The organism is Streptomyces sp. B8-7, from assembly GCF_058833805.1.
Genome location: NZ_JBYRRL010000003.1, coordinates 99,317 through 114,748 on the forward strand (window position 1 = coordinate 99,317; position 15,432 = coordinate 114,748).

The window sequence follows — 15,432 nt, forward strand, 5'->3', positions numbered from 1 at the left end:
GTCCGTTCGGCTCCGCTTTCGTCTATGCCAGGAGGAGGAAGGTGTCCCAGCCCGATTCCGGGGGCATGTTGGTGCCGAGGGTGTGCAGGGCGAGCGCGCTGCCGGCGATGCCGTCCAGCAGTTCCGGGTCGCGCTGCGTGAGGTGGGTGATCTGGTCGGTGAGCCGGCCGGTCAGGCGGGGCAGTTCGACCGAGAGGGCACCGGTGGTGGCGTCGGTGGCCATGCGCCAGGCGGCCTGGAGCAGCCCTGCGGTTCCGTGGCAGAGCCCGGTCTCGGGGAGCATGTTCAGCTGGGCCGGGTCCTGGAGGGTGGTGAGCATGGCGTGCTCGGCGGTCTGCTGGCGGGCGCGGTCGCCGAGGGCCATGCCGGCGAGTTGCTGGGCGCGGGCGGTGCCGGCGATGCCGTAGCACCACGAGGGCCTCGGCCGCAGCGCCGGATCGACCTGGTGGCGCCGGGCCTGGTCGAGGGTGATGAAGCCGGGCCACCAGGGTCCGGTGGTGTCGTGCTGGAGCCACCGGTCCGTCCAGGCGCAGATCCGTTCCACCGCCTCGCGGGTGCCGGGGACGGCCGGGCCGTCAAGAAGGGTCAGGGAGAGCAGGGCGAGGACGGAGCCGATGCCGTGGGCCATGCCGAAGTTCCCGTGGCCCCCGGGGTAGTCGGGGCTGACGTCGCCGTCGGGTGCCACACCGGTCCACCACGCCGGGAGCCCGTGCTCCTGGGGGCGGGGTTCGGTCAGGCGTACCAGGTAGGCGAGGACGTCGGCGGTGATCGGGTGGTCTGGGTGACGTGTGAGGTGGTAGGCGCCCAGCCCGGCCAGGCCGCGGATCACGTCGAACTCCTTCATCGCCGGGGCCTGCCCGCTCTCGATGCGGGCGTGGGCCTGGGCCAGGCGTCGGCGGGTGACGGTGATCGTGGCGTCGTCCAGCTTCCTCAGAGCGCGCTGGTACCGGTTGGAGTCTCCTGCGGCGGCGTTCATGGCGAACGCCAGGGCCGGGGCTCCCATGTAGAGGCTGGCGTTCGCGGCGGCGGTCAGGTCACCGGCGGCGGCCGAGGCCAGCCAGGTGTGCACGGTGTCCCAGTCGCCGCGGCCGCAGTGGGCGCGTTCGATGTGGAGCAGGGCGATGCCCGCGGCGCCGCCGGCCAGGGACTGCGGCCACGCCCGTCCTCCCGGCGGTGCCGCGTCCCAGGCGGTGCGCGGGTCGGACAGCTCCGCGGCCAGCGTGTCGGCCAGGGCCAGCGCCTGCGGTATCGGCTTCACGATGCTCTCCTGGTTGCGCGGGCGGTCCAGCTGAGGGCCGCGGCGCGGGCCAGGTGCACGCAGCGGCGTTCGGCTTCCATGTCGAGGCCGGCCATGCGGGTGTGGTGCAGGTGCAGCAGCTCCGGCAGCACGACGGCCGCCGTGCCCCCTCCCGTGTTCGCGAGAGCGCGGCGGTAGGCGGCCAGCGCGTCGCGCCGCCTCGTCCACCGGGCGATGACCTCCTCGCCCCCGGGCTGGCGGGCCAGGGCGGTGCGGTCGTGGGGGTTGGCCAGGGTGATCGCCTGGTCGTACAGGCCGCGGTCGGGTGCGGTGCCGGTGGTCTGGGCGCAGTCGATGAGCCACCGCATGGCCTCGCCCGCCTCGCCGATCAGACCGATGGCCACATCGAGCATGCTGGCTGCGGTCAGGGCCCGCTGGTCGGGCCCGTCCTTGGCCGCGCAGGCGGCCCGTTGCGCGGCGGCGGTCATCGAGTCCGCCGCGAAGTACGCCTCGGCGGCCTCCCACGCCTCTTTGCCTCCGAAGCGGGCGGTCTCGGGGAAGTCGGTGTCCCACTGCACCCGGGCCAGGAGCCCGGCTTCGCGGAGCCGCCCCGTCCAGGCGCCGATCGCGGCGGCGGCGTCGGCGGCCTGGCCGTCGGGGACGGTCAGGCGCAGCCGCAGGTGATCGTCGGGGTCGCGGTAGGGCAGGAACCACCACCGCGCCTCGTCGCCCAGCCGGTGGAGCAGGCGGGGCAGATGGCGGGTGAGGAGGCTGGTGTGGCGGTCGGGGTGTGCGTAGAGCTTGATGAGGAACCGCCCGTCGCAGCCGGGCAGGCGGCCCGGCTCGCGCTCCGCCACCGGGTTGGTGTGCAGCCAGTGCGGCGCCGTTGCGGGGCTGTTGGTGGTGGTGAGGGGGATGACGGCTTCGTGGGGGCGGCCGTTGATCCAGCCTGCGTCGGCGGCACTCTCGGCACGCAGGACCGCCGTGCCGTCGCGCCGCATCTGCGTATGCAGCAGGGCCCGGTGGGAGGGTTCGGCCAGGTCCAGGCGGAGGCGCTGGTCGCCGTCGCCCAGGTAGACGGTGCTCGGCACCGCGGCCAGCTCGCGCCATGCGGACAGGGACCGCTCCCACTGCCGCCAGTCGGCTGCGGGGTCGGCGAGGTCGGCGCCGGTGAGCTGCCAGCGGGCCGGGGACAGGATCGTGCGCCCGTAGCGCAGCGCGGGCAGGAACGGCAGCCGGGCGGCTGCTCCCCAGTCGAAGGTGGTGCACGGGATGCTGAGCGCGTTGGGGGCCTCGGTGAGGAACCGCACCAGCGGATGGGTGCGGCGGGTCGGCTCCACCGCGTTCATGGTCACGAACTCCAGTGGCTGGCGCCGCGAGGTGGATATCAGGTGCAGGCGGTGGGCGTCCGCGGTGACCGCGACGTCCTCCACGGGCACCAGATCCATGCCGCCGTCGTCGTGGCACTCGCCGAGACAGACGGCGGCGGGCATCACCTGCACAGTGCGGGCCACGTTCCCGGTGCCCGCATACAGCGGCGGCGCACAGACCTGGACCCTCAGCACGTTCTCGGTCGCGGTGGACGCCGCCGCGTATGCCGCGGCCATCCGCTCCCGGTCTGAGGTGTCGAGCAGGCTCAGGAATCTGCCGGTCGTCGTCCCGGCGGACCGCGACACCCCCACGACCGCCAGCGTGAAATCCCCTGCGTCCAGGGCCCGTACGCTGCGGGCCCCGATGCGTACGGTCAGTTCCGTCGTCGGCTGGATGCGTATCTCCGGGCCGGTATTCTCGGCGAGGTCGGTGACCATGGCGTCGTCCAGCACGATCACGTGGTGGCGACGCAGGGCCGCGTTCTGCGCGAGCGTCAGGAGCTTGATGTCCCGCTCGCTCAAGGCGGCGGGGGCCGGGGCGGGTGGGCCGCCGAGGAAGCCAGCCGGGTAGCCCAGGCCCGTGTCGCTGTCCACCGCCTCAAGGAGCGGCACCACGGCGCGCGGGCCGTAGCGTTCCAGGAAGCGGCCGTGCCAGGCCACCCAGCCGTGGGAGAGCGCGGGGCGGCCCGATAGCCGGACGAGCGCGGTGGCCGCCCGCGCGGCCTCGGCCGTGACCGCGGCGGGGATCGTGACGTCGGCGTCGAGGCACAGGTCAACCGACAGCACTGGCCCGGCCACCGGGCTGAGGTCGTGCATCACCGCGGTGATGTCGGCGCGTTCGGCCTGGGCGGTCGACGGGTCGGTGGTGGTGTTGTGCCGTGCCAGTTCGCGGGTGATCTCGCGCAGTTTCCCCGCCGGCTCGGCCGCCGCGGCGGTGCCCTCGGAGGCGAGGACGGTCAGCACATGGGCGAGCGGGTCCGCCGTCGTCATCGGCGGGCGGAGGTTCGTGACCAGAAGACGCTGGTCGATCAGGCCCGCCAGGAGCCGGCTGACGGTGGGTGCGGGAACGTGGGGGAAGTCGGCGGCCAGTTGGGCAGCGAGATCCGCGGTGCGGATGGGGTCGCGGGCTGCGTCCAGCGCGGCCTTGACGGGTGTGGTGAGGCGGACCTGCACCCGCTCGGGGGCACCACCTCCGCTGCCCGCGGGGCGGTGTTCCAGCACCACATGCCCGTCCCGCTCCACCGCGAGCGGATGAGCCTGGACCGTTAAGAGGGGCTGGAGTACCCGGTTGGTTTCCAGGCGTTCGATCACCGTCGCCAGCCAGGTGGCATCCGGCCGGGCGACGGCCCTGTGGCCGGTGCCGATGCGGGCTGCCGACGCGCCGTCGATGCGGGCCGGCGCTACACCGGCGAAGAGGCCGAAGGGAGTGGCCCGGCTTGAGGCGCGCAATACATAGCGCATGAGGGCGACCACCGCTTTGCGGACGGCCGGCTCGGGCAGCTGCCGCCCCTGACAGCATTGCTGGACGCGGTGTGCCAGCACCGGGCTGGCCTGCCCCAGCGCGGCGGCGAAGCCGGGGACCTCCAAGGTCTCCTCCAGCCACGTCCGCCACGACGCCGGGCCGTCGCCGTCGCCGGTCAGGTCGGGCCAGCACCGGATGCGGCGATCCGGTGGCCAGGCCGCCGCACGCAGCATGGCCGCATCAATGGGCTCGTACACCAGCCACCCCCTATCGCCGCGTGGTGTCCGGCCGCGAGCGGCCGGACACCACAGATCTTCAGAAGCCGGACGGCCTACGGGCAGGTCGTCGAGCAGGCGGACTGGCAGGTCTGGCCGCAGCCGTCATCGGTCATCTGGATGAGCCGGTCGGCCTCGGGGCCGGACTCGACGATGGAGACATCCAGGTCCCAGCCGTCGACGTTCTCCTCCAGGCCCCCTGCTGCCGCGGGGGCCGTAGGCGCTGCTTCCTCGGACTGCACGGACACAACAACCTCCATGAGAGTCGGGTGGTGCACACAGCCCCATCCCCGGGCGGTCTGCCAGGGGGTGGGGAGCCTATGACCAGGAGACTTCGACGGCCCCGAGCCGCTTCGCCACGACCTTCGCGGACGGCTCAGCCGCTCCCTCGGGCATCGGCACGTAGCGGATGCGGGCGGCACCGCGGCGCCGGTGATCGGCCGCCCACCGACGCAGCAGTTCCGCGTACCGGGCGGCGACCGTCTCAGCGTCGGGCCCGTGGGCGAACACCCCGCTCTCGAAGCCGCCGGTCTCCTCGTTGGGCCGCTTGGTCCGGTACGCGAAGCTGCCGCCGGCCACCAGAGCCGGGACACCGCGCGTCACCGACGGCGCGAGTACGCCCTGGTCGACCAGGTCCTTGCTGCCGTGCAGCATCACCATCTCAGGTGTGCTGGTCGCCAGGAACAGCTCCAGCTCATCGGGCATGTCGAAGGCGGCACCGGACCAGACCTCCAGCCGCGGCGCGTGCACAGCGTCGGCCAGGGCCTTCGTGTCGAACTCCTGGCGCTGGTCGTCGAGCTGAAGAGCAACCCCGTCCGTGACCGGCAGGAGCCGCTCGGTGTAGGCGCCGCTGCCCTGCATCGGCACGAAGCCGCACAGCCGGTAGCTGTCGCTGACGAGGTCCTTGCCGTCGTGGTCGAACGCGAACGACCGGGTGATCCCCCGCATGCGCAGGGGGACGACGATCCTGCCCCGCTCGGCCATCTGTTCCCGCCATGCCGACGGGATGTCCCATGCTCCTGCGGTGACGATGATCCGGTCGAACGGCGCGTGCTCGGGCACGCCGCCCTCGGCGTCGGCCAGCACCACCTGGACCTGGCCGTAGCCGGCCGCGTCCAGGCAGGCGCGGGCGCGCTTGACGATCTCCGCGTCGATGTCGGCGGTGACCACCGTGCCCGCCTCTCCGACGAGCTCGGCGATCAGGGCGGCGTTGTAGCCGCCGGAGCCCACTTCGAGCACGCGCATCCCCGGCTCGATCTCGGCCTGCTCCAGCATCACCGCCTGGATGTGCGTGGCCGACAGCGAGCTCAGCGCGTGGCCCTGCTTGTCGCGCTTGATCACCAGTGCTTTGTCGGCGGCATACGCCGCCTCCAGGGGCTCTCCCGTCGCGAACAGGTGCCGGGGGACCGTCGCGACAGCCTTAGCGACCGCCTCGGACTGGAACACGCCCATCTCGTGCAGCTCGCTCACCATGGCCGCGCGGAGCGAGGCCGCCGTGTCATCGGTTTCTCGGACCGTAGTCATGACATCACCCTAGACATCTGTGATCGCGTTACGGGGACGGTTGGAAGAGCCACATCCCGACTCGTATAGGGCAGCAGATCCACGGAAGTTGACGGTGCTGTCGGGCGGGTCTGGTGGTGCCGTCCCGTCCCGCCCGGGCCACTGCTCTCCGGGCGGGACGGGACGGTAGTGCAGCCCGCGTCTAGCACGCGGGCTTCGCCGCCCTCGGGGGTGAGGCGGCATGAGCCGGTCCGCTGTCCTTCTTCGCGGTGACCGGACCGGCGTCCGGGGTCTCCTGGGCGGACGGGGCGACGAGGGCGACGGCCGCACTCGCTGAGTGCGGGCTCTGGCCGGCGACGATGACGCCCAGACCGAGCAGGTTCGCCGTGAGCAGGACGATCCCGGCGAACACGCCGTCCCCGTCCGGCTTCGGCCACTTGGGCAGGCGGTGGCGGGCGCTCACTCCTCCACCGCCGCTGCGTCAGCCGGCGTGAGCAGCTCGGTCTCGCTGATGAGGGACTGGCGCTCGGTGCCGTTCTCCAGCCGCGTCCACACCAGGGCGCGGTCCGCGTCCACCCCGGCGTAGCCGCTGCCGAGCTGGACCACAGTGCCCTCGAACTCCTCCGGCTCCTCCCGGCCCCGCCGCTCGGGCGGCACGTAGGAGGTGCCGCGTACGCGGTCGCCGATCCGGAAGGGTGCCGTCTCCTGCCCGCTCACGCCGCGTCGCCTCCCTGCGCGGCCGGGGCGCCGACGCGCTCCAGGTCCAGGTAGATCTCGAAGTCCTCGGCGCTCCACCCGGCCGGCAGGCCGTGGGCCGCGCGGAAGGCGGCGGCCTCAGCGGCTATCGGGGCCGTGGGCTTCCTGCCCGCCGGGCACGGGCGCGTCGCCGGTTCGATGGAGCTGGAGCGCAAGGACATGCCGCCTCCGAGGGGGTCAGCCGCAGCGGGATGGGGTGGCCTGTCCCGTCAAAGGCGCGGGGCAGGCAGGACTCCTTCGTGCCCGCCGGTTGTCCAACTTCCCGAATCCGAGGGCCCATTCACCGTGGCCGCAGGCATAGTGGGTCCGCAAGTGAAACCGCACCGAAAACGTCACTGCGGGGAAAGTGGCACATGCCAGGGCAAGCGCATCGCTGTTTCGGCGGGCGCGTGCCGTGTCACACTCCGCACATCGCAACGGCAGCGGACACATACGCCGGGGAGGCAAGCGGGTGCCAGCACGAGCCAGACCAACAGCACGGCGCATCGAACTTGGCTACGAACTCAGAGAGCTCCGCAAGCGGGCCGACCTCACCCTGGAAGAGGCCGTCCACGGACTGCCCCTGTCGGACACCAAGCTCTACCGCGTCGAGACCGGGCTGCAGGACCTGCGCAACGCAGGCGACCTGCGCAAACTCCTCGGCCGCTACGGCGTGAGTGAGGAAGAGGACATCGAGCGGCTGCTGGCGATCCAGCGCGCGGCCTCCAGCCGCGAGTGGTGGACCCAGTTCAAAGGCTCGATGCCCTCGGGCATGCCCCGCTTCATCGGCATCGAGTCCGCCGCCGTCGAAATACAGGCCTTCCACCCCGTCGTGGTCCTCGGGCTACTGCAGACCGAGCGCTACGCGCGGGCCCTGTACGAGATCGCCAAACAGGTCGAGGACACCACCAACGAGTTCATCGACCACGGCGTCACCCTGCGGATGAGGCGCAAGGACTACCTCACCCGCGACGAAGAACCCGGCAGGCTGTGGGCGATCCTGTACGAGCCGGCCCTGCGCTACCTCGTCGGCGGCCCCGACGTGATGCGCGAGCAGTACGACGAGATCACCAGGCTGGCCGCGCTCGACAACGTGACCGTCCAGGTCCTCCCCCACACCGTGCGCGGGTACGTCGGCGTGAACGACTTCAGCATCCTTCACCTCGGCGACACGCTGCCGACCACGGTCCAGGTGGACAACGCGTGGGGCGCCTCGTCGGTCTCCGACACCCCGCGCGAAGTCGCGAAGTTCTCACGGAAGTTCAACGCCCTGGTGGCGTCGTCCCTCCCACCCGAGGACACCCCGAAGTTCCTGCACCAACTATCGCGAGAGATCACGGAATGACCACACACACCCGCACGCTCACAGCACCCGACCTGGACGGTGTGGCCACCTGGTTCAAGTCCTCCTACAGCAGCGGATCCGGCAACAACTGCGTGGAGGTCACCGACCTGACCCACACCGCTCACCGCGCGGTCGCCGTCCGCGACTCGAAGAACCCCAGCGGCCCCGTCCTGCTGATCGAGCCCGAGCGCTTCGCCGCCCTCATCGACGGCGTACGCCACGGCCGCTTCACCGCCTGAACAGTCCGCCCTTGTCCGAGCGGGCCGGTCCGAGCGAGTCGAGTGCGGCCTGCTCGGCCCTGGCACCACACCTACCCCTGCCGCATCTCCAGCAACCCCCGCGGGCTTCTGGCCAGCGCCGACTGTCAGACCCCAGCCTCAAGATGGGACCTGTCCCCGAGTGGTGGACACCTCTGAGCCCGGCCCCGGTCGGGCAGGACCGCGAGGCGTTTGCTGGTCTCGGCATCCGTGGTGATCGTGGTGTAGCGGTGGCGGCGGCGCAAAGCGAAATCGTCCACGCCGATCACCCGCGGGACCGCCTGCCGCGGCAGCGGCAAGCGTCGCAGATGACGCAGCATGGTGCTGCGCGAGACGGGCATGGCCAGCAGACAGGCGGGGCGGGCGGCCGCCCGGCCGCATAACTCCCGTGCCACCTGCGATATCTGCCGGGCGAACCGCACCGTGCGGCGCTGATGACGCTCCAGCAGTCCGGGAATCAGCGCTCGGAATGACCGGCGGTGGTAGCCGTGCACCTTCGCCGTCGGTATCCCGCAGACCGGACACGGCACTGCCATATCCCGCGTGCGAGCCGCGACCACGACCGCGTCACCGCCGTCCGTCACATCCTCGAGGACCAGCGCGGACAGCCCGGAAAGCACTGTCCCCATAAGGTAGTTGAAATCCATCACGAGATCACGATCAAGGGCGGCTACCCGACGTCACCACCGACTACGGGCAAGAGCCGTTCGTTTGACAGAACCGCTGCTGGAGCCGTCGATTGAGTGCGCCTCCGGCCGTGGGGTGCTCGGCCGGAGGCGCAGGTCAGGGACTTGTTGGGAGTGAGCTCCACGAGTCCCGTCAGGTCAGCCGGTGGAGGGCGGTGTCGCCGTTCCCGTCGCTGATATCTCGGCCGCGCTGGTCCACGAGCCCCGGTTGCCTGCCTCTGTCAGGGCCTTCAGCCGCAGGTATCGGCCGGTCTTCGCAGTGAAGCCGACCGTCTTCTCCGTCGCTGTGTCGCCGAAGGTGCCCGTGGCGACCGGGCTGCCCCAGTCGGCGGTCGTATCCGACACGTACACCTCGTACGCTCCGATACGGCCGTTCACGCCGCCGTCCTGGCGGGGCAGGTAGGACAGGCTGTCGACGTCGTACCGCGCCCCGAGGTCGATCTGGATCTCGTGGGGCAGCGCGTCGCTTCCGCCGGACCACTTGGTGTGCCACAGCGTGGCCGGGTTGCCGTCGATGGCGTTGTCGTCGGCGCCGTTCTCACCTGTGGTCTCCTCGCTGTCGGAGTACACCACGCTCCAGTTCGCCTTGGAGATCGGTGAGCTGGCGCTGGACACCTCGGTGGCCGGGAGCAGCTTCAGCCCGGACGCGGTGACGGCGAACGCGCCGGACTTGCCACCCGCCTTGATCCGCAGGGTGCCGGAGCGGTCGGCCGGGTCGAAGAACCAGCCGGTGGCGGCGGAGTCGTACGCGGACTTCGACGTGAGCCTGGTCAGCGCGGCACCGTCCACCGTCACAGCGGTGGGGGCGTCGGCCGCGTGGACCGTGAACTCGTAGCCTCGTGAGGCGGGCTTGCCCTCGTACGAGCCGGTGCTCGCGCCCACGTCGATACGGACGTCCCCGGTGCCGGACTGCGGCGCGGACACGTCCACCTTCTGCTTCGCGTACGCGCCGTTCTTGTAGGCCCGTGTGATGCCGTCGTCCTCGTACAGGGTGAAGGAGGACGAGCCGCGCGGGTACACGTCGTAGGTGAGGGTGTCGACCGGCTTCTCGCCCTTGTAGTTCATCTGCGGCCACATCGGCACGATGCCGCCGCCCTTGACGAACAGCGGGAGCGTGTCGAGCGGTGCGGAGTAGCCGTCCAGCCAGCCCGGGCCCTGGTACGTCTTGCCGGTCCAGTAGTCCGTCCACGTTCCGGCCGGCAGGTAGATGCCGTTCCGTGTGGACGTGTCGGACACGACGGGCGCGACCAGGAACGAGTCACCGGACATGAACTGGCCACTCGTCTGGTTGCCGCGTGCGACCGGGTCGTCCGGGTACTCCAGGACCATGGCCCGGACCATCGGCGTACCGGTCTCGGTGGCGACCCGGCTCATCGAGTACTGGTAGGGCATCAGCCGCATCTTCAGCTTGAGGTACTGGCGGTTGATGGAGAGGTACGGGTCGTTGAACCGCCAGGGCTGCTTGTCGTGGTAGCCGGTGGACGGGTTGGTGGCGCCCCAGCCGGACATGGTCATGAAGGCCGGGGTGAACGCCTTCCACTGGAGGTCGCGGACGTAGGTCTTGGGGCTGCCGTTGTAGATGCCGTCGACGTCGCCGGCGGCGTAGTTGAACCCGGACAGGCCGGCGCCCGTGATCGCCGGGACGTGCCAGCGCATGTCGTTCCAGGTGCCGTGCGTGTCGCCGGTCCAGACGACGGCGTTGCGCTGGGTGCCGGCCCAGCCGTTGACCGTCCAGACGAAGCGGCGGGCGTCGGAGTTGTTCTCGATGCCGTCCACAGCCTGCTGGACGGCGTTGAAGGCGTACTTGTAGCCGGGGCCGACCCAGGCCACGTCGGTCTTGACGCCGCGGCTGCCGTCGACGCCGACCTCCCGGTTGATGTTCGCCAGGCCGGTCGAGGTCCACAGGCCGGTCTGGAAACCCTTGGCCTTCAGTCCGTCGACGGTCGCCTTCAGGTCGGTGTAGCCGCAGCCGTAGCCGTCGTTGGGCAGGAACCAGCCCGACGGCATGTCGGCGGTGCGGGCGTCGTCCGCGTACCCGAGGACGTCCTTGGTGGTCTGGTGGCGGGCACGGTTCCGGTCACCCTGGTAGCTGACGCTGGAGGCGTTCCAGCAGTCGGCATTGCCGAGCTCGAAGCCCCACATGGGCGCCAGGAACGGCTTGCCGCTGACGTCGGTGTAGGCGTCCAGCACGCCCTTGAGGGAGTCGCCGACGAAGTACCAGGCGTCGAAACGGCTCTCGTTGTGCGTGAACGTGCCGGGCGCGCCGAAGGAGTAGGTGCCGGGGGCCCAGGTGTTGCGCATCACGCCGTAGCCGTTGGTGGACATGTAGAAGGGCGCAGGACTGGCGTTGGTGTTTTCCTGCCACTCGCCTTCGGCGGCGACCGGCACGGTCTTGCCCCGCAGCGCCCACTCCCCGAGGCGCAGGCCGGTACCGTAGAACTGCTCGTCGGGGCCCTGGGTGAGGTACTGGCTGGTCTGGGTGCCGGTCCAGGACATGGGCTGGGACTCGGCCCAGACGAGTGTGGAGTTGTCGGCACGGTAGACGGAGAACCGCAGTGGCGACTTGTTCACCCGGATGTTCAGCGCAGGGGTCGTGATCCGGTAGTGCGAGCCGGCGTCGGTGACGCTCGTCGTCACGGCGCCGAAGTCGGTGTCGATCGCGAGGGTGCTGCCCGCCGGGTCGCTGGTGAAGCCGCCGTTGGGCGACAGCCAGATCCGGAAGATGTCCTCTCGGGCGATCACCACCCGGGCCTTCGCCGCCGTCGATGTGCTGATCGTGAAGGTGTTCCCCGACTTGGTGACCCCGGTGGCGTTCCCCGGGCCCGCGGCGGCTGCCGGGGAGGCGGGGCCGGCGACGGAGAAGAGAGCCGCCACCATGGCGGCCACCAGGCCCAGGATGGCCGAGCGTCCGCGTTCGGGCCGGCTCCTTCTTGCTGAGCCGCCCCCTATCCAGGGAAGTCGGGGTCTGTCTGGACTTCGTCGCATCACAGCCGCCTTTCCGGCTATGCGGGCGTCGCGCCGCGTCTGGGCGACGCCCGCTGCCACTACATGCCGATGTGTTCACGACATAACAACAGCCCCTCCTGGTGGCGTCAAGTGATCGGTACTCCCCACCTATAATCAATATTGCGCAACCGTGCGCATGGGGCTGGTGGACAGACCGCCAGGTTACGACTCCATAACTCAGCAGGACCGACAGGTGACAATCGCCCCTACCTCTGTCCAAGGTTGAGCGAAACGCGCAGACCTGATCACCTTCGCGCGTCATTGCTCGCGTACCAAAAGGAGGTAGCTACCATGAAGCGACGTTCCCTCGCCCTGTCCGCCGCCGGAGTCATCGGCGCGCTCGTCCTCTCGGCCTGCGGGGGCGGCGGATCCGGTGCCTCCGGCGCGGACGGGATCACCACGATCAAGTTCGTCGCGGCGGACTACGGCTCCAACGGCGACAACCCCAGCCAGGCGTACTGGCAGGACGTGATCACGGCGTTCGAGACGAAGAACCCCAAGATCAAGGTCAACCTTCAGGTCATCAACTGGAACGACCTGGACACCCAGGTCAAGACGATGGTCCAGAACGGTGACCAGCCGGACATCCTCCAGACTGGCGGCTACGCCGACTTCGCCAAGAACGGCCTGCTCTACGCTGCCTCGGAGGTGTTGTCGGTCACCACGGAGGCGGACTTCATCCCCGCCATGGCCGACGCGGGACGACAGGGCGGCACCCAGTACGGCATACCGTTCGTCTCCAGCGCCCGGATGTTCCTGATCAACAACGAGCTGTTCCGCAAGGCCGGTCTCGACCCGACGAAGCCGCCGAAGACCTGGGGCGAGGTCACCACTGCCGCGACCGCCCTCAAGAAGGCGGGCGTCGACGTGCCGCTCGGTGTCCCCCTCGGCAAGGAGGAGGCCCAGGCCGAGGCGTTCATCTGGATGCTGGGCAACAACGGCGGCTACCAGGACTCCGGCGGCTACGCCATCAACTCCGAGGCCAACGTGGAGACGTTCACCCAGCTCAAGAGCTGGGTGAAGGCGGGCCTCACTGAGAAGAGCCCCGCCGTCGTCAACCGCACCGACCTCACCAAGGCCTTCGCCTCCGGCAAGGTCGGCATGCTCAACGGCTTCCCCGGCCAGCTCTCCGAGCTCAAGGGCATGGACGTCACCTGGACCTCCATGCCCGGCAAGGACGCGCAGAGCCCCAGCACCCTAGGCGTCGCCGACTGGGTGATGGCCTTCAAGAAGGGCAGCCACAAGAAGGAAGTCAAGGCGTTCCTGGACTTCGCCTACCAGAAGGAGCACACGGTCCGGTTCGCCAAGACGTATAAGCTGCTTCCGGTCACCCAGTCCGCGCTCGAGGAACTCCAGAACGATCCCGCGCAGCAGGACCTCAAGCCGTTTCTCGACATCCTGCCGACAGCCACCTTCTACCCGCTCAGCGACCCGACCTGGCCGGGCGTCTCCGCTCAGATCAAGACCCAGATCGGCAGCGCCGTCACCGAGCCGCAGAAGAGCCTTGACGCACTCCAGCGGGCAGCACTGCAGGCAGGACAGTAGCCAGAGCGGCCGGTGGCCGTACGCCTGAAACGAGAGTTTACCGTGTCCACCAGCAGCACCACCCCAACCCCTAGCGCCGCCCGGCACGCCCTCCAGGCGAGCCGGGCGGGCGAGGGAACTGTCCGGTCGGCCCGTCCCAACCGGCCGACCGGGTCCCGCCCCCGTCCCCTTATCCGGCGTCTCGGCGCCCTGCCATGGATCGGCCCGGCCGTCGTCCTCATTGTGGCCGTCGTAGTCTGGCCGATCGTCGAGATGGTCCGCACCTCGCTGCGGCGCATCGACACCTCCGGCGCCGACCAGGGGCCTGCCGGACTCGACAAGTACCGCAAGCTGTTCGCGGACCCGCGCCTGCCCGAGGTCCTGACCTGGACGGCCGTCTGGACGGTCGTCGTGGTCGCGCTCACCATGCTGGTCTCGCTCGCCCTGGCACAGCTCTTCAACCAGCGATTTCCCGGCCGCCGGATCACTCGCTGGGCGCTGATCGCCCCCTGGGCGGCCTCCGTCCTGATGACCGCGATCGGCTTCCGCTGGATGCTCGACCAGGTCGCCGGGGTCCTCAACCGGCTGCTCCTCGACTTGGGCGTCGTCGACTCGGCCCAGGCGTGGACCGGTGACGCCGCCCACGCCAAGCCCTGGCTGGTGTTCGTCGCCGTCTTCGTGTCGCTCCCCTTCACCACGTACACCCTCCTCGCAGGGCTCCAGACGATGCCCGCCGAGGTGTACGAGGCGGCCCGCGTCGACGGGGCGTCACGCGTGCAGACGTACGTCAGGGTCACCCTGCCCCTGCTGCGGCCGGCGTTCCTGGTGGCCCTGGTGATCAACCTGATCAACGTCTTCAACTCGTTCCCCATCATCTGGGGCATGACCCAGGGCGGGCCGAACGCGGACACCGCCACGACCACCGTGTTCACGTACATGCTGCGCAGCTACGACGTGGCCGAGTCGGCGGCCATGTCGGTGGTCAACTTCGCCGCCGTCATCGCCATGGTGCTGGTCTTCCTGAAGGTCAGCGGATGGAAGGAGGAGGCGAACCGATGACTACCGCCACGACCCGGATACGGCCCAGGCCGCGCATCAGAACCGTCCTGCTCACCGTCACGGCGTGGGCGCTGGCCGCGCTCTTCCTCCTGCCGTACGTCGAGATGGTGATCACCGCTGGGCGCCCAGCCGACGAACTGCGAGACAACGGCTATCTGCCGTCCCGTTTCGACTGGTCCGCCTTCACCGAGGTGTGGACCGACACCACGCTCGGCCAGAACCTGTCCAACACCCTGCTGATCGCGGGCGGGTCAACACTCCTGGTGCTGCTGGTCGCGCTGCCCGCCGCGTACTACACGGCCCGGGTACGCTTCCGGGGCCGGGGCGCCTTCCTGCTGCTCGTGCTCGTCACCCAGATGTTCCAGCCGACGGCCCTGCAGGTGGGCCTGTACCGAGAGTTCCACGCGCTCGGGCTGCTCGACACGGTCACCGTGCTGATGGTCGCCAACGCGGCGTTCAACCTCGCCTTCGCGGTCTGGATCATCAGCGCGTACATCGGCTCGATCCCGGTCGAGCTGGAGGAGGCGGCGATGATGGACGGCGCGAGCCGCTCCGGGGCGCTGCTGCGCGTGACGCTGCCGCTGGCGATGCCGGGCATCGTCACCGCTGTGATCTTCACCTTCATCGCGGCGTGGAACGAGTTCATCATGGGCCTGACGCTGACCACGTCGCCGGAGCGGCAGCCTCTGACGGTGGGCATCAACAACATGATCGGCGCGTACAGCGTGCAGTGGAACTATGTGTTCGCGGCATCGGTGATCGCTATCGTGCCGGTGGTGATCCTGTTCGCGGCTATCGAGCGGCGTGTGGTGTCAGGGCTGACGGCGGGTTCCGTGAAGTGACGCCCTGCAGGCCTTCGACGCCCCTGGGCGGCTGTAGGCCGTGTCCGGCGGATCAGGCCGGGCCGCCGCGGGGTCCGGCCTGCACGCACCAGAATCTGCTCACCAGTGGGCGGAAGCATGCGGCTCGGACG

Annotated in this window: 13 protein-coding genes and 1 pseudogene; 5 read left to right on the forward strand and 9 right to left on the reverse strand. The window is 70.1% G+C overall.

Annotated elements, in window-relative coordinates; genetic code table 11:
• Positions 1-22: 22 nt before the first annotated feature.
• The 7 genes from AC5K6T_RS15770 to AC5K6T_RS15800 all read right to left on the reverse strand — a co-directional run bounded on the left by AC5K6T_RS15770 (position 23) and on the right by AC5K6T_RS15800 (position 6,764).
• On the reverse strand, positions 23-1,258 hold the full coding sequence (locus tag AC5K6T_RS15770) for a lanthionine synthetase C family protein (protein ID WP_493209540.1): 1,236 nt from the start codon (positions 1,256-1,258) through the stop codon (positions 23-25).
• Entirely contained in the window at positions 1,255-4,326 is a 3,072-nt protein-coding gene (locus AC5K6T_RS15775) for a lantibiotic dehydratase (protein WP_493209541.1), read from the reverse strand. Before AC5K6T_RS15775 ends, AC5K6T_RS15770 begins: the two co-directional genes overlap by 4 nt.
• 74 nt (positions 4,327-4,400) lie before the next feature.
• The gene (locus AC5K6T_RS15780; RefSeq protein ID WP_493209542.1) at positions 4,401-4,592 is read right to left on the reverse strand and encodes an FxLD family lanthipeptide; all 192 of its coding nucleotides are present in this window, start codon (positions 4,590-4,592) and stop codon (positions 4,401-4,403) included.
• A 70-nt stretch (positions 4,593-4,662) separates the two neighbouring features.
• The gene (gene fxlM, locus AC5K6T_RS15785; protein ID WP_493209543.1) at positions 4,663-5,868 is read right to left on the reverse strand and encodes a methyltransferase, FxLD system; all 1,206 of its coding nucleotides are present in this window, start codon (positions 5,866-5,868) and stop codon (positions 4,663-4,665) included.
• 181 nt (positions 5,869-6,049) lie between these two features.
• Positions 6,050-6,310: a hypothetical protein gene (locus AC5K6T_RS15790; protein WP_493209544.1), complete on the reverse strand. Its 261-nt coding sequence runs from the start codon at positions 6,308-6,310 to the stop codon at positions 6,050-6,052.
• On the reverse strand, positions 6,307-6,564 hold the full coding sequence (locus AC5K6T_RS15795; RefSeq protein ID WP_493209545.1) for a hypothetical protein: 258 nt from the start codon (positions 6,562-6,564) through the stop codon (positions 6,307-6,309). The genes AC5K6T_RS15790 and AC5K6T_RS15795 overlap by 4 nt, the downstream gene beginning before the upstream one ends.
• The gene (locus AC5K6T_RS15800; protein ID WP_376736393.1) at positions 6,561-6,764 is read right to left on the reverse strand and encodes a hypothetical protein; all 204 of its coding nucleotides are present in this window, start codon (positions 6,762-6,764) and stop codon (positions 6,561-6,563) included. The genes AC5K6T_RS15795 and AC5K6T_RS15800 overlap by 4 nt, the downstream gene beginning before the upstream one ends.
• Before the next feature lie 290 nt (positions 6,765-7,054).
• Here AC5K6T_RS15800 and AC5K6T_RS15805 point away from each other — a divergent pair, with 290 nt between their 5' ends.
• A complete protein-coding gene (locus tag AC5K6T_RS15805; protein WP_493209547.1) occupies positions 7,055-7,927 on the forward strand; it encodes a helix-turn-helix domain-containing protein in 873 nt (290 codons plus the stop codon).
• Positions 7,924-8,166: a DUF397 domain-containing protein gene (locus AC5K6T_RS15810; protein WP_493209549.1), complete on the forward strand. Its 243-nt coding sequence runs from the start codon at positions 7,924-7,926 to the stop codon at positions 8,164-8,166. Before AC5K6T_RS15805 ends, AC5K6T_RS15810 begins: the two co-directional genes overlap by 4 nt.
• Positions 8,167-8,342: 176 nt before the next feature.
• Here the strand turns inward: AC5K6T_RS15810 and AC5K6T_RS15815 are convergent.
• Positions 8,343-8,834: pseudogene (locus AC5K6T_RS15815) on the reverse strand (transposase); the annotation flags it as partial.
• Between the two features lie 174 nt (positions 8,835-9,008).
• Positions 9,009-11,747: a TIM-barrel domain-containing protein gene (locus tag AC5K6T_RS15820; protein ID WP_493210789.1), complete on the reverse strand. Its 2,739-nt coding sequence runs from the start codon at positions 11,745-11,747 to the stop codon at positions 9,009-9,011.
• A 420-nt stretch (positions 11,748-12,167) separates the two neighbouring features.
• On the opposite strand from AC5K6T_RS15820, the gene AC5K6T_RS15825 reads away from it, so the two are divergent.
• The 3 genes from AC5K6T_RS15825 to AC5K6T_RS15835 all read left to right on the forward strand — a co-directional run bounded on the left by AC5K6T_RS15825 (position 12,168) and on the right by AC5K6T_RS15835 (position 15,301).
• Entirely contained in the window at positions 12,168-13,421 is a 1,254-nt protein-coding gene (locus tag AC5K6T_RS15825) for an extracellular solute-binding protein (RefSeq protein WP_493209551.1), read from the forward strand.
• 222 nt (positions 13,422-13,643) lie between these two features.
• The gene (locus tag AC5K6T_RS15830) at positions 13,644-14,459 is read left to right on the forward strand and encodes a carbohydrate ABC transporter permease (RefSeq protein WP_493209553.1); all 816 of its coding nucleotides are present in this window, start codon (positions 13,644-13,646) and stop codon (positions 14,457-14,459) included.
• On the forward strand, positions 14,456-15,301 hold the full coding sequence (locus AC5K6T_RS15835; protein ID WP_493209555.1) for a carbohydrate ABC transporter permease: 846 nt from the start codon (positions 14,456-14,458) through the stop codon (positions 15,299-15,301). The genes AC5K6T_RS15830 and AC5K6T_RS15835 overlap by 4 nt, the downstream gene beginning before the upstream one ends.
• The last annotated feature ends 131 nt before the right edge of the window (positions 15,302-15,432 follow it).